Here is a 15,289-nt window from a genome sequence, read left to right on the forward strand (position 1 = left end):
TGGCTCTCGCTTGTGCCTATATCTGGCTGAAATTATGAATGTTCAACACGCCCTATTCTAGCTCCATGGTATGGTGTTACGAGTGTATTCGTTACTCCGTGGGCGCAAGTGCTGGATAACCAAGGGCATAAAATATGCCTTCAAGCCCTGTGACATTGATGGCGGCATCAGCACGTGCTTGCACAATGGGCTTGGCGTGATAGGCGACGCCTAGGTCAGCAATGGCCATCATCGGTAAATCATTGGCACCGTCACCGATACAGACCACTTGTGACATCTCGATGCCTAAGCGCTCCGCAGTATGCTCAACGATAGCCGCTTTTTTGGCACCATTAACGATGGGCAACTGTACGTGACCAGTGACTTCCCCTTCGTCGATATCTAGGGCGTTGGCGTGAACTTCGTCAATGCCTAATTGCTCAGCGATGTAGCGTGCAAAGTAGGTAAAGCCGCCTGATACCAGTACGGTATGGTAGCCCAAAGCCTTTAGTGCACTGATGGTAGTGCGAGCGCCCATTGATAGCGTTAGGCGGCTGCATATCTCATCCAGCACATCGGTCGAGATGCCTTTTAGTAACGCTACCCGCTGGGCAAAAGACTCATCAAAATCCATTTCACCGCGCATTGCCGCTTCCGTAATGGCTTCGACTTCTTCGCCGATGCCCGCTGTTTTTGCCAACTCAACGATGACTTCTTGCTCGATTAAGGTGGAATCCATATCAAAGCAGGCAAGCTTGTGGGTACGTAGCATATGACCGACTGATAAAATATGGCAATCGACAATATCCAAGCGTTCAGCACTGCTCGCTTGATGACTATCGTTATAAGCTTCGGTCAAGTCATGACGCAAGCGCGTGGTCAGCTGATCATCAATGATGTGAGCTGCCGCGGTCTTTTTGCCAGGATGCATGAGCGTATCAGTGACTGGTACCAACAAATAGCGGAACACTTGTGCTTGAGTAAAAGGCAAGCGCTGTGCGTTTGCTGCCGTTGGCTCTGTATCAGAAACGGTAATATTGACAAAACTGGCGTCAGTATCTTCAGCGACGGTGACCAAATGCCAGCTTGGCTGTTCATCGACCCATGATTGCACATACTGGTGGATATCAAGCGTCGATACTTTGGTCGGTAGCACAACAATAAGAGCAAAAACTGGCAGGGACTGTAGCGCATCAAAATCTTGTAAGTTCGTGTTATCTGGTAACAGTGATGCAATAGAGTCAACGGCTTGTTGCCATGCTTTGCTGTCTTTTGGTAACGAGTAAGATGTATTGTGTGGCATGGCTCAATGGTCCCTTGTATGCTCATATAAGATTGGGAATAATAGCAGCTTTACTCGGCAGCGCCTATAGATGACGCGCAAAGTATCACCGTCGATTAAAGATGGCAGCAATCATTGAAAAATCATTTGAAATTGAATGTGATTATTATGATAAATTTATAAATCAACTAACGCTATAAGACTTATTATGGTGATATAGTAGATAAGATAAGTGGTCTGTATTCATGATGATATTCACAACAATGCTCTCAGTCGCCGCTTACCAAATGTGCCGTAGATTATCCTGAGTATTAGTATTTGAGACAGCAGTTTTTAAGTAACCAAACCTTGTTGTAAATGCTATTGTAGGCAACAACAGAGGTGTCGGGTTATGGTACTTAAGTTCAATACATACTTATTAAGATGCGTACTATTATAGTTTTTTTAAATTCGCCAAAAAATGAGGGATAGCCTTGTTTTTTTAATTTCTCTTATCCAAAAAAGTTTACCATATCATGACGTATTTAGCGCCGCGGCAAGGGTTGTTTGCCATTATTCTTCTGGTTAGTTTTTGTTTGCAGACGTTGTTATTGGTCATCAGCACTGATCAACAGCTGAGCAAAAGTCGTGCGTTAAAAGGCGAGCAGATGGTCGCCCAGCTGATTGATGAAGCAAGGTTGTCTTTAGAAAATAAAGACCGTGTCAGCTTGAGTGTCATTGCCAATCGCTATACCAGCGAGCAAGACGTGACGCGCATATTGATTAAAGACAATAACGACGACATTTTGGTGCCTGTTGGCAATGCGCCCATGCAGCAAGGTGATACCATTCGGCAGATTGCCACCAATGGCGATTCGGTGATTGGCAGTGTGTCGTTGACATTAAAAGATATTAGCAAAGGCGAGATTATCGCTATGCAATGGCCGTTTGTCATCGGTACGATGCTGCTGCATTTGTTGCTTTGGCTGGTTTATGGTTACCTTGCTCGTCCAACCAAAGAGCAAATTAACGCGCTTAGCCGCGATATTCAAGATTTGCATCGTGAGCAGTATATGCAAATCGATCAGCGCAGTTATGATCGGGAGTTTGAACGCCGTGCCACGGATACGGATAGAGAAACATCGGAGCATTCTGTAGAGAGTGCAACGGACAGTCAGCCAACCAATGCACACAAATTGGATATACATAGTGAAGTAAACCAGTATTTAAGAACGCAACAAAATCAAGCGGCGACTGATACCACTGGCTCTAATAGTCAGCCTATCGATAGTACGACTGAAGAGCGAGCAGAGCATGATGCTGCAAATGGTGCTGCCCAAGATGAGATAAGCCGCGCTCCTAAATCTGGTAGCGCCTCTCGGTTGTCTGCTACACGCTCATTTGACAGTGTGAGAGTGCAGATTGTATTCCATGACGAGTTCAATATGCTTGAGCGTCTGGCACCGGCTCAGCGTTTACCTTACTTGGCATTATGTACGCAGCTATTGAACCAAGCGGTGACAGAGTTACTTAAGCAGCCATTGTTGTTGGGTGTCAGCGCGATGAACGAGCCGCGTTTCGATGACACGGGTGCTAGTGTGTTGTTAAAGGCGGACAATAGCCATGCCAAAGTGGCATTAGCAGGTGTGATGCTTGGCAAGCTGTATCTGATGCTTAACAAAATCATCCATGACAAGCACATTGAGCTAAGTCGCTTTGCGCTACCTGCTAAAGCAGGTGTCAGCGATGATGCACAGGCGCAAGCAATGACGCAATTATTACACAGCGTCGGCAAAAAAGAGCAAATGCTGATTTTGTTACCCAATGCAGGTCTCAAGCAAATCAGCCACCATGTGCAGGTGCAGAGTATCATGCGCCCAACCACGGTTTATGAGCGTGAATGTGCGGTGTTCGATGGTGGTAATGATTCGATGATTCAACGCTTAGCAGATGTGCGCAATGCGGTATTGATGATTGAAAGCGCAGATGAGTCGGCTATTTAATGCTGCTTATATTCGCTTATTACTATACAATTGTCTGAGATATTGTCTCTGTCGTTATGTTTATATAGCCTAAAAATAGGGCAGTAATAATAAAAAGCATTGACAACGTGAAGTAGAGACTTTATAAGGCATATATATATTAATGTATTCTTAATACCCTTGCTAAAAATGATAGGAGTTTGTCATGAGTGACGCTGATATTGACGACGATTTTGATGATGATTTTGTCGACGATGATGATGCAAAGATGGTGGAAGAGGCCGAGACGAGCGTGCGTACGCGCTTAAGTAGTCTTGAGAAGCGTCGACTGATCGATAATCTGTTAGAAGAAAAGCGTTTGGCCAAAGAGCTAAAGGACGATCTAGACGATATAGACAATTTCGATGAAGATGGCGATGATTGGGATGATGACGATCTTTAGTTTTTAAACTTAAGTCATAGCCTCATGTGAAAGTGCTCAGTCATTTAAGCCGACTAAAGCCTTTTAATAACGGCATATTAGCTGACAGTGTAATGCTAATGATATCGCGATCGTTATTTTTTGACGGTTGCTCGCAACCCGCTCTATGCAATGATTCTTATTTTATAAAGATGGTTTGGGTGCTTTACCGAAACCATTTTTACCTTCAAATTATCCACTATTCTGCACTTAACCGATCGTTTATGGTGACTGCCGCACTCTATCTTTCAAGGACAATTACATCATGAGTAACCAACTAAGCTTCGATGAATTATTAGACTATTTGGACAATCAAGAGAGCCCATTTGTGCTTGATAGTGTCGCTGCGCATGGTTTTTTGACAGCGACAGTCATTGGGCGTCCATTACCGAATTGGCTGGATGCACTGTTTGAAGGCCATGTTAGTGAAATCCCAGAAAACGTCATCGACGGTATCCAGCGCTGGCGCGATTCTATTATCGCTGAGCTAAAAAACGAGACGCCTATTGAGCTACCGTTTGGCGAAGATGCGGGTGATGAAGAAGTGGCTGTCGATTTTTCAGATGAATCAGATATCGTTGCTTGGTCAATTGGCTTTGTCGATGCGATGTATGGCGACGAAGCCAGCGATTGGTTTGAAGATGAAGAAACGGCTGAAGATGTGGCTGTCTTGACCTTACCAATGATTTTGCTAAGCGGTATCGATGATGAAGATCCAGAGCTTGCAGAGATGCGTAAAGATGAAGACAAGCTGGCACAAATGGCCAATAGCATCGAAGGCAATTTGACCGAGTTATTTTTATTGTTCCATACCAACGATTAGCCTTTTTTATCAATATACGGACAGCGTGGTTTGGTCTATATCCAAGTTGACGCTGTCTATATAACGTCACCGATAAGGTCGTATTATGACTGTGCAACTCTCCAATCTTGAGCATTTGCCCAACTATCAGATCACCGAGCGTTTAGATGTGGTGTACGGCAGTACCGTACGCTCAAAACACGTCGGCAAAGACTTGTTTGCTGGACTTAAGAATATCGTCGGTGGTGAGTTAACGGCTTATACCGAGCTGTTAGAAGAGTCACGCCAAGAGGCGATCGATCGGATGATTGTCAAAGCAGAAGCTTTGGGTGCAGATGCGGTTGTGGGGTTGCGTTTTTCGACCTCTAGCATCGCGCAGGGAGCTTCTGAATTGTTTGTCTATGGCACCGCTGTCAAAGCCATACCGATGCCGCAGCAAGTCTATCAAACCCCACCAAGCGACTCTCATCATCAGTCTGGTCAACAGCCAAATCTACAAAGTTCTGCACCGACAGCGACCGATGACTTGCCACGTTTCAACCCTTTTGGTTAGCTAACCAAATCTTAAAGCATCGATGCTTTTTTCTGATAAGTTTATGATAAGTTTATGACAAGAGACGTGCCATGAATAATTCCCTTACCCAAATGCTTATCAATTATGCACCGTTTATTTTACTATTTGCTGCTGGTTGGTTCTTTGGGTCGCGTCATGAGCGCCAACATCTCGCGCAGTTAAGCATTGCAGAGCAAGAATTAAGCCATATTATGGTCTCAAGTGAGCGCTTTTATGTGCCGAAACTTGTTGCCAATACTGAGGGCGAGCTGGTACTTGGTAGCGTGGTTATTGCCCAAGATTATTTCAAAATGATTATCGCTCGGGTATTGAGCATCTTTGGCAAAAACTTGACCACTTACGAGACATTACTCGACCGTGCCCGCCGCGAAGCTCTGGTACGTATGCGTACCGAAGCACAAGCCAAAGGCTATAACCATATCTATGGCTTACGTCTAGAAGTCAGCAATATCAATCAACTGGGCAGCATGGTAGAAGCTATTGCCTATGGTACGGCAGTTATCAGTACTGACCGTCACTAAAGTCCTGCCAATTTAAGATATATTCTTAATCTTATGTTCTTTCTTATCCCCAAAATAAGCACTTATCTTAGTTATCCTTGCGTTGCTATCAATGTCTAACAAGAAATTATAGAGAGTCGACTATATTATGCTTGAACTTTTCTTCTGGGGCTTCCTGCTACTTTTACAGATTGTTTTTGGGCTATTGATGTTTTATGGTGTGTTTAAAGTGATGCTCTGGTCTAGTCGTACAAAGCTTTCAAAGCGTACTTCCAGCTCATCTTCTGGAGATGACATCAACAACAGTAATCATAGCGGATATAGCAGCAATGACTCTTGTGGTCACAGTGGTGGTGATGGTGGCGGGTGTGATTGATTCCTTTCTTAGCGACAAATCTGCTCGTTCTCAGCCTAAAAATATAAATAACGGTATACCTTAAAGTTTTTCTATACTTTTATATGGCGGATATCCTACGTTTGGATACTGACTGGTGAGTAGTTGAATAAAATAGATAAGGCAGACTTTACCCCTATATACTTGTTTTTATCGTGTCTTATTTTTTGCTGTTTTTTAATTGATTGTCGGTATTTAACGGCTATTGATTATGAGAGTACGCTTTAGCAAGGATTGCTAATCAGGCGTCATTTAATCAGCATACTCGGTCTAAAAATTCATCTATAAAATGAACCTATAAACAGCTCTTATCTACAAGGATGTAGTTATGGAAGGTCTTGCAATAGTCACGTTAGTCAATTCAGTTATCATTCCTATTTGTCTGTTTTTAATCATGATGGGCATGGGTCTGACCCTCGTCACCAACGATTTTAAACGGGTTTTAAAATACCCAAAAGCAGTCGGCATTGGCTTGACCAATCAGTTGATACTGTTACCTATCATTGGCTTTGCCTTAGCCAACATCATGCCATTACGCCCAGAGTATGCCGTCGGAGTTATGCTCCTCGTATTGTGTCCGGGCGGCACTACCTCAAATTTATTTACCTATTTGGCTAAAGGCGATGTGGCGCTGTCGGTGACGATGACCGCGATTGCGAGCGTGATTACCGTCTTTACCATTCCCATTGTGCTGAGCTTTTCATTGATTTATTTTATGGGCAGCGGTAGTGAGTTTGAGTTACCAGTAGTAAAAACGATGCTTACTTTGGTGGTGCTGACGATAGTGCCTATTAGTGTCGGTATGCTGATTAAACGCTATGCACCAACCGTTGCCGATCGTTCACAAGTCTATGTGTCTCGATTTGGGGTGATATTTTTAACGTTTTTAGTGCTGTTTTTGGGATATGTGCAACGCGATATCATTGTCGACGCCTTTATCGCTACTGGTCCCGTATCGGTATTATTAAACCTCTCAACCATGGCGCTCGGTTATTATAGTAGTAAATGGTTCGGTCTCAACTGGGCGCAAAGAACCTCGGTGACGCTAGAAGTCGGTTTGCAGAATAGCACCTTATCGATATTTATGGCATTGACACTATTATCTAACTACGACATGTCGATGATGCCAGCCATTTATACCTTGGTGATGTTCTTAAGCGCGGGGATTTTGGTGCGTATATTTAGCGCTCAACACGATAAGCTGAGAAAATCTGAAATAGAAGATAGCGTGTTGGCAGCGCGTATGCTGTAGATGCTGAAAACCCATAACAGGTTTAAATATTGAACCTTGTTATGGGTAATAGGTGAGTTATCTATTTATAGCATTTAGCATTAACCAATACCAATCAAGGTCGGCGGGTATTTATACTGGTTTTAGATTCCGCTTGTTCACTAGCCGTTTGTTCTTTCACTTTTTCGATTTGAAATAAGAAGGTACGGTTTTTGAGTACCGCCACAAACACCACGCCGCCGACGGTATTGCCCAGCAATATCACTACTAAAAACAGTAAATAACGCCCCAAGCTGACGGTATTGCCGTATAGCAAGGCAGAAAAAATCTCAATGTTGCCCACGATACTGTGGTGCAATCCTAAAAAACCAATACTGCCAGTAATAAGCGTTACCAAAACGATGCGGCTAAGGGTGTCGCGTGCTGAGGTCACAAGCCACGCGGTGACGCCCATCATCCAACCTGCTAAGATGGCGCTACCAAATATGACCCACCACCTAAATCCTAAAATGTGTTCGGCATAAGTGTCGATGTCGCTCACGCTAAACAGCTGCATATTTAAACCCAACCCTATCATCAATGCGGCAAACAAACAGCCGCCAACGATGTTGCCAGCGATGACAATGCCCCAAAGGCGTAGCAATTTATGCAACGGTTCAATCTTGTTAAGCACAGGTAGGCTTAATAATGAGGTTTGTTCGGTGAATAATAGCGACTGACCAATGACGACGATGATAAAGCCAATCGGGTAAAGTAGGGAGGCGAGCACGATTGCGTATTGGCTTGGTAGCACACCACTCAACAGCGCAAAAGCTGATAAAATCATAAAGAAGCTAATGCCAATCTCAAGCCCTGCGGTAAAGGCACTGGTAAATAGCGAGCCAAGCGAACGTTCAAAGGTTTCTTTGGCATCCATCACTTGCTCAACCAAGATACTGGCATAGCTCTTTGCTTGACTCAAGTTGTCATCATTGGCGACTTTTTTGATGGTCTCTTTATCTTCTTCGCTCATATCTTCAGAGAAATCTTCGTCTTCTAAACTTTCTGTAGCCTCGGTATCATCTGGCATCTCAGTTTTGCTAACGTCTTTATCTTCAGCAGTAGATGATTGATAAGCGCTATCATCAATCAAGCGCTTATCGTCTATTTCATTAGTATCAGATTCATCAGCTTGAGAGTGGCTGCTATTGTTATAGGTGTGCTCGGTATCTTTGGACACGGTCGGCTCGCTGTTTATAAGATCATGATTTTAGGATAAAGACGCCATTTATATGCTAGTGATGTTATAAAATACACCTCATAGCATGACCCATATTTTATAACATCACTAGCACTTATTTTGTTGGAATCTCATTCGATTGAGGGCCTTTATGGGCTTTTGCGCTTATTAATGGGGCAATGCCACTCTGCAAGTCTGATAAATTGCCTTAGCATCTAACAAAATCTGCCTATCTGCGTTAAAATCACTCTATTCATGATTTTCCTAATTTTTATATTCGCTTTAATCACATTCAATCAATAAAAGATAATGCCATTATGAGTAACCAAAACCTCACTACATCTATTCAAGCGGCCTTAAGCCAGTTAGAGAATGCGTACAATCCTGCGGAAGTCGAAGCGGGCATGTATCAAGGCTGGGAAGAAAGCGGTTATTTTAAGCCGACGTTTGACAAAGACGAGTCTTTCTCTATCGCCTTGCCACCGCCGAACGTCACTGGCTCGCTGCACATGGGTCATGGTTTTAACAACGCAATCATGGATGCGCTCACGCGTTATCACCGCATGGATGGTGACAATACGCTGTGGCAACCGGGTACGGATCATGCTGGTATCGCGACCCAAATGGTCGTTGAGCGTCGTTTGGAGGCGCAAGGTATTAAGCGCCGTGACATGACGCGTGAAGATTTCGTCGATAAAGTGTGGGAATGGAAAGAAGAGTCGGGCGGCAATATCACCAGCCAAATCCGCCGTTTGGGCAGCTCGGTTGATTGGTCGCGTGAGCGCTTTACCATGGATGATGGTCTGTCTAACGCGGTAAAAGAAGTGTTCGTACGCCTATTCGATGATGGTTTGATATATCGTGGTAAGCGTTTGGTCAACTGGGATCCAAAGTTCCAAACCGCGCTGTCTGATCTAGAAGTCGAAAACCATGATGAAAAAGGCAGTTTGTGGCATTTCCGCTACCATTTCACGGACACAGAGCTGCTGACCCAAGACGGCAAAAACTATCTGGTCGTCGCAACCACACGTCCTGAGACTTTACTTGGTGATACCGCTGTCGCAGTCAATCCTAGCGATGAGCGTTATGCGCACTTAGTCGGCAAAACCATTACCTTGCCAATTACGGGTCGTATTGTACCTATCGTCGCTGATGATTATGTCGAAAAGGACTTCGGTACGGGCTGCGTCAAAATCACCCCAGCGCATGATTTTAACGATTATGAGTTGGGTCGTCGTCATGACTTACCATTGATTAATATTCTTGATGAGCGTGCCAATATCCTACCAGCGATGGAAGTTTATCCTAATTTGCAGACGCGTGAGCCAACGTTAGAGACTACGCCAAGTGAGTATGCAGGACTTGAGCGTTTTGCCGCTCGTAAGTTCCTCGTTGAGCAAGCAGGCGAGCAGGGCTGGCTAGAAGACATCGAAGACTATGCACTCAAAGCCCCACGTGCTGAGCGTGGTGGTACGATCGTTGAGCCATGGTTGACCGATCAATGGTATGTCGCGGTCAAAGAGCTGGCCAAGCCTGCGATTGATGCAGTAGAGGATGGCAGCATCGAGTTCGTCCCTGCGCAGTACAAAAACATGTATATGTCGTGGATGACCGATCTGCAAGACTGGTGCATTAGCCGTCAGCTCTGGTGGGGACATCGTATCCCTGCATGGTATGACGATGCGACTGGTGAAGTCTATGTCGCCCGTGACGAAGCAGAAGTCCGTAGTAAATACAGCCTTGGCGATGACGTAATCTTGCGCCAAGATGATGACGTACTCGATACATGGTTCAGCTCTGGTCTATGGACGTTCAGTACGCTTGACTGGGCAGACGTCAATGCTGATCCACGCGTGATGGACACCTTCCACCCAACCAGCGTGTTAGTGACAGGTTTTGATATTATCTTCTTTTGGGTCGCGCGCATGATCATGATGACCATGCATTTCGTGAAAAACGAAGATGGCACGCCGCAAGTACCGTTTAAGACCGTCTATGTCCATGGTCTGGTACGTGATGGCAATGGTCAAAAAATGTCAAAATCAAAAGGTAACGTCTTAGACCCGATTGACCTCATCGACGGTATTGATCTAGAAGCGCTGGTCGAAAAACGCACCAGTAACATGATGAATCCTAAAGACGCGGCCAAAATCGAAAAGCAAACGCGTAAAGAGTTCCCAGAAGGCATCCCAGCCTTTGGTACGGATGCACTGCGCTTTACCTTTACCTCGCTTGCCAGTACTGGTCGCGATATCAACTTTGATCTAAAACGTGTCGAAGGTTATCGTAACTTCTGTAATAAAATCTGGAACGCCAGCCGTTTTGTACTCATGAACTGTGTCGATAGCGAAGGCAGTGCCAAGCCTATCGACCAAGCGGCAAACCCTGACGTTTGGGAATTACCAGAAAAATGGATCATGAGTCGTCTGAACTCTACCGTTGGCGATATCCATCAGCATTTCGCTCAGTATCGTCTCGATATGGTCAGCCAAGATATCTATGAGTTTATCTGGAATGAGTACTGTGATTGGTACGTTGAGCTTGCCAAAGCCAGTCTAAATGACGACTCGGTAACGGATGAGCGTAAAGCGCAAATCCGCTATGTGCTACTGCACGTGCTAGAGACGGCGCTACGCTTCAGTCATCCAATCATGCCGTATCTAACCGAGCAAATCTGGCAGACGGTTGCGCCATTATTGAATCGTAAAAATACTGAAAGCATCGTGGTCGCTGACTATCCAAAAACGGATGATGCACAAATCAGTGAGCAGGTTGAGGCGGATATGGCGTGGCTACAGGAGCTCATCGCGAGCGTCCGTAATATTCGTGGTGAGATGAAACTCGGTAACGCGGTACGTCTGCCAGTGCTACTACAAAATATCTCTAGCGACGAAGATGCGCGTCTGTCACGCATCAAAAACCAGTTCAAAGCGCTTGCCAAAGTCGAGAGCCTAGAGATCGTCAAAGAAGGTGATGAAGTGCCACTATCGTCATCAAGTATGGTCGGTCAGCTACGCGTACTCGTACCGATGAAAGGTCTGATTGACCCAACGGCTGAGCTGGCACGTTTGGGTAAGTCATATGATAAGTTGAAAGGTCAATCCGAAGGCATCGCCCGCAAGCTAGGCAATGAAGGCTTTGTCAGTAAAGCACCTGCGGAAGTGGTCGATGCTGAGAAGGCGAAACTGGCTGAGCTAGAAGGGCAGTTGACGGCAATGACGGCGCAGATGGAGCAGTTGAAAGCGTTGTAACTGAAGCGTAAATATCTATAGTAATAAAAGACGCTGTCACAATTGTGACGGCGTTTTTTATTGTCTATTAGGTAATTATCAGACAAGATGGACTACTATTTCTAGAGTCATAGAATAATTTTTATTTGGGGGTTAGTTTAGTGAATAAACATATTGAAAGCTATTTAAAAGAATTTATAACAATGGATAAACCTCAGTACGCTGTAATGTTGAAAGGCGATTGGGGGTCAGGTAAAACATATTTTATTAAAAATTTTATTGAAAATGATAAGAACAACAAATATGTATATGTGAGTCTTTTTGGCTTGAAAAGTACAGAAGCTATTGATGAGGCAATATTTGATGAGCTACATCCTGTGCTGAGCTCTGCACCAGTTAAAGTTTTGAATACCGTTTTCAAAAGCGCATTGAAGCTTGGGCTAAGAGTGGATGTGGATTCAGAAAATGCAAATTTGAATTCAGTAAATGCTAATATAAACTTAGACAGTGTACTAGATTATTTTGACAAAAAAAATAAAGATAAGAATGTTATTTTCATTTTTGATGACTTGGAAAGAACTTTGTTAGATTATACAGAAGTTTTAGGTTACATAAATAGTATGGTAGAGACTTCAGGCTTGACCGTAATTGTTATCGCTAATGAAGATAAGATAACCAATGATGTGTTCAATGACTTTAAAGAGAAAACTATAAATAAGACGTATAAGCTAGTTTCAGAAAATAGTGAGGTTTTTTTAGAAATAGTTAACAAGCACAATGTTTTAACTAATCATGTAGAAGGTATTAGAAATATCTTTGATAAATCAGGTAATAATAATTATAGGGTTCTAATTCAAATCATTGATAATTATAAGTATTTTAGCAAATCGATTCTTCGTAAATTTAAAAAAAATTCAGATTTTATGGAAAATTTAGTTCACCAGTATTTTATATATTCTTTTACATATAAGATAGCTGGTAACTTAGATAATATCTCAGATATATTGAAGTCTTTCAATAATAAATACCAGTTATTCAACTCTAAAACTTGGAAAGATATTATCGAGAATAATATAATAAACCAAGATGAATTGACGAAAACTATTCAGGAATTATATTTCTTTAAAAAGGAGGTAGAAAAACCCTCTTGGAGAGAGCTTTGGGATTATAATCATCTTAATAAAGATGCTTTCTATAAAAACTTAAAGTCTATGCAGACAGATTTTTTGAATTTCAAATATAACAATCCACTTATTCTACTACATGTTGTTAGTTTGCTTATAACCTTCTCAAAGGCGGGCATTAAAACAGTTATTAGTGTTGAGAAAATTAGAGATACAACGTGTGAGTATATTAGAAGCCATACTAATAAAGAATGGAATAAAAAGAACAGAGGAGACAGTTTTTTTAATTCTACAGGATTAGGATACACAAATGATGATGACGCTGATTTTAAGAATATTTTAAGACTAATAAATATTAAAATAGATGATATTGTTGCAGAATATGAAGTATATGCAGAGAAGGAAGACAGAGCGAATTCAGTCAGTATGATAGAAACTGGCGACTTTTTGGGTTTAATAGATATTCTTGATAAAAAGTATTCTACTGTAGCTTACTTGCATAATCTTGATGCTGATATGATATTCCAAAAAATAATGGAAGATGATAGTCGGATATTTGGTTTTTCTATGGTAATAAATCATCGATATCCCAGTAATCATACAATGGATAATAGACCCATATCATTTTATAGATTAGAGGAGTTATCTTTTTTACAAGCTTTATCTACACATATCCGAACTTATCTTGAAAAGGATGACAGAGATGATTTTATAGCATTGAAGCTGAAAATCTTAATCGAGCTATTGGAAAAAAACATCAAATATTTAGAAGAAATTAAAAAACAATATATTAATCAAGATATTTGAGCTATTAGTAATCCTAACAAAAATAAGTATTTTCTATTATTTAAGGGTTATCAATTCGTAATCATTAAAGTTAGATTGTATAAATTCCCTATACCAAAAATAATAAAAAACTGCCACAGCAAATACTATGGCGGTTTTCTATTGCCAGTAATTAGTCTATTATCTTTAAAGGAATAACACGCTAACGTAAGGAACACTATGAACCATCTCACTATCGGACAACGCGCGCCTCTAAGCAACCTTACTATTGACGAGGCCGCACCAGTCACGCTCAAGTTCACTCGCCAGAGCCCAATAGAGATGGACATCAGCTGTTTTAAACAAGGACGCTCAACATGAAAATGACATCTACTGCCAAAGCCTTCACTTTAAGCGCCTTGTTATTAAGCCTAAGCGCTTGCGTCTCTTTACCGACCAATGAAGACACCTTAACAGATGCCGATCTTATTCGCGCTGTTCAGCAAAAAGAACCCGCACCAACCGAAGGCGAGCAGCAGTGGATTATTGGCTACCATCATGGGACTGAAGTCGTTAAATCCTTTCGGTGTGCGGATTTATGTCCTGAGAATACTCTACGAATTATCTATTACAATGTGCCTGATGTAGAGAGCTGCGCTCGCATTGGTGGTGTCACTAAACAGATTTTAGTACCGATAGCAATTACCGTTGCCCCAAGAACGTTTTGTTTTCCTAAGGTGATTGCGGACAACTGGGAAGGCTATCTTAAATAAGCAGATATTGAGTAAGATGCCATCGAATAAATCTCAAATTTAGCAGTTAGCTTTTGACTCTTAAACTATTTAGTACGGAAGAACCGCCCATAGTCTAGACTGTGAGCGGTTTTTTATTGCTAAAAATTCAGTCAAAGGTTGTGAGCTCACTTACCCAACCACTAACCAAACATACCTATTGATAGCAAAAACCTCGTAAAAATAGCCTTGTACCATTTTGAGTGATATTGCATGCTTAGCTACCTATATAGGTAGGCAGTTCTATAAATGATTATCCGGTTTAACAATTTAACTGTCTAACCTTCATTAAATATTAGCCACTCCATATAATTCAATGACAGTATTTTTATGAGCCAACACAAAAAAGCCTTTTATTATCGACCCAAAACCAATCAGCATAACAGCCCAACGGTGCGTTGGACGTTTGTCATACTGGGCTGGCTATTTTTTGTATTAGGGATTATCGGTGTATTACTGCCAGTCATGCCGACTGCGCCTTTTATATTATTAGCAGCAGGTTGCTGGGCACGTAGTTCGCGGCGCTTTCACTTTTGGTTGATTAATCATAAATACTTTGGGAAATTTGTCCGCGACTGGGAAAATAATCATGCGGTGCCACTCTATGCTAAGTGGTTAGCGACAATAATGATGACTATTTCAACAACGATGTTATTTTTTAATATTCCCGCCGATATGATATGGATGGCATGGCTTGTAGCCGTGGTCTGTACTGGGGTAGCGGTCTATTTATTCCGTTTGCCAAATGCCTAAAATGCGTTGATTTTCAGGTCAAAAATCGTAAGAAATGGGCTTTAGTTACATGAAAGCTAAGATAAGACTTGCGAAATCAGGATGTTCCCCCTATAATACGTCCAAGCTTAAGAGCAGTTCTGCACCAAATCATTACCTCGTAGTATTAGTTATAATCCTTCGTTTTAATATTTATCGTTCAGTAGCTATTTGCAAGCGTTATCGGTCACTAGGCCATTAATAAA

At 42.4% G+C, this 15,289-nt stretch carries 13 protein-coding genes; 11 read left to right on the plus strand and 2 right to left on the minus strand.

Going from position 1 to position 15,289, the window contains the following annotated elements; all coding sequences use genetic code 11:
* Nucleotides 1–91 precede the first annotated feature (91 nt).
* Nucleotides 92–1,282 carry a phosphoserine phosphatase SerB gene (gene serB, locus I3257_RS02345; protein WP_238048703.1) on the minus strand — a complete coding sequence of 397 codons (1,191 nt, stop codon included), beginning with the start codon at nt 1,280–1,282 and terminating at the stop codon, nt 92–94.
* A 494-nt stretch (nt 1,283–1,776) separates the two neighbouring features.
* On the opposite strand from serB, the gene I3257_RS02350 reads away from it, so the two are divergent.
* The 6 genes from I3257_RS02350 to I3257_RS02375 all read left to right on the plus strand — a co-directional run bounded on the left by I3257_RS02350 (nt 1,777) and on the right by I3257_RS02375 (nt 7,204).
* Nucleotides 1,777–3,243, plus strand: a complete 1,467-nt coding sequence (locus tag I3257_RS02350; RefSeq protein ID WP_238048704.1) for a hypothetical protein — start codon at nt 1,777–1,779, stop codon at nt 3,241–3,243.
* A gap of 184 nt (nt 3,244–3,427) precedes the next feature.
* Nucleotides 3,428–3,664: a hypothetical protein gene (locus I3257_RS02355; RefSeq protein ID WP_045443968.1), complete on the plus strand. Its 237-nt coding sequence runs from the start codon at nt 3,428–3,430 to the stop codon at nt 3,662–3,664.
* Between the two features lie 283 nt (nt 3,665–3,947).
* Nucleotides 3,948–4,505 (plus strand): YecA family protein, encoded by a 558-nt coding sequence (locus I3257_RS02360; RefSeq protein WP_055124803.1) that lies wholly within the window; start codon nt 3,948–3,950, stop codon nt 4,503–4,505.
* 85 nt (nt 4,506–4,590) lie between these two features.
* Entirely contained in the window at nt 4,591–5,037 is a 447-nt protein-coding gene (locus I3257_RS02365) for a YbjQ family protein (protein ID WP_238048705.1), read from the plus strand.
* A gap of 71 nt (nt 5,038–5,108) precedes the next feature.
* Nucleotides 5,109–5,579 (plus strand): heavy metal-binding domain-containing protein, encoded by a 471-nt coding sequence (locus I3257_RS02370; RefSeq protein WP_045453460.1) that lies wholly within the window; start codon nt 5,109–5,111, stop codon nt 5,577–5,579.
* 701 nt (nt 5,580–6,280) lie between these two features.
* The gene (locus tag I3257_RS02375) at nt 6,281–7,204 is read left to right on the plus strand and encodes a bile acid:sodium symporter family protein (protein WP_238048706.1); all 924 of its coding nucleotides are present in this window, start codon (nt 6,281–6,283) and stop codon (nt 7,202–7,204) included.
* A 94-nt stretch (nt 7,205–7,298) separates the two neighbouring features.
* Here the strand turns inward: I3257_RS02375 and I3257_RS02380 are convergent, their stop codons facing one another.
* Nucleotides 7,299–8,402 (minus strand): formate/nitrite transporter family protein, encoded by a 1,104-nt coding sequence (locus I3257_RS02380; protein WP_238048707.1) that lies wholly within the window; start codon nt 8,400–8,402, stop codon nt 7,299–7,301.
* A 317-nt stretch (nt 8,403–8,719) separates the two neighbouring features.
* Between I3257_RS02380 and I3257_RS02385 the strand changes: the two genes are divergently transcribed.
* The 5 genes from I3257_RS02385 (at nt 8,720) to I3257_RS02405 (ending at nt 15,065) form a co-directional block, all read left to right on the plus strand.
* On the plus strand, nt 8,720–11,653 hold the full coding sequence (locus I3257_RS02385) for a valine--tRNA ligase (RefSeq protein ID WP_238048708.1): 2,934 nt from the start codon (nt 8,720–8,722) through the stop codon (nt 11,651–11,653).
* Between the two features lie 140 nt (nt 11,654–11,793).
* A complete protein-coding gene (locus tag I3257_RS02390) occupies nt 11,794–13,563 on the plus strand; it encodes a P-loop NTPase fold protein (protein ID WP_238048709.1) in 1,770 nt (589 codons plus the stop codon).
* A gap of 198 nt (nt 13,564–13,761) precedes the next feature.
* On the plus strand, nt 13,762–13,902 hold the full coding sequence (locus I3257_RS02395; protein ID WP_238048710.1) for a hypothetical protein: 141 nt from the start codon (nt 13,762–13,764) through the stop codon (nt 13,900–13,902).
* Nucleotides 13,899–14,294 carry a hypothetical protein gene (locus I3257_RS02400; protein ID WP_238048711.1) on the plus strand — a complete coding sequence of 132 codons (396 nt, stop codon included), beginning with the start codon at nt 13,899–13,901 and terminating at the stop codon, nt 14,292–14,294. Before I3257_RS02395 ends, I3257_RS02400 begins: the two co-directional genes overlap by 4 nt.
* Before the next feature lie 348 nt (nt 14,295–14,642).
* Complete coding sequence (locus I3257_RS02405) at nt 14,643–15,065, plus strand: YbaN family protein (RefSeq protein ID WP_087813547.1); 423 nt, start codon at nt 14,643–14,645, stop codon at nt 15,063–15,065.
* The last annotated feature ends 224 nt before the right edge of the window (nt 15,066–15,289 follow it).

Origin of the sequence: Psychrobacter sp. Ps7, from assembly GCF_022129225.1 — a bacterium.
In the GTDB taxonomy this organism is placed as follows: domain Bacteria; phylum Pseudomonadota; class Gammaproteobacteria; order Pseudomonadales; family Moraxellaceae; genus Psychrobacter; species Psychrobacter immobilis_A.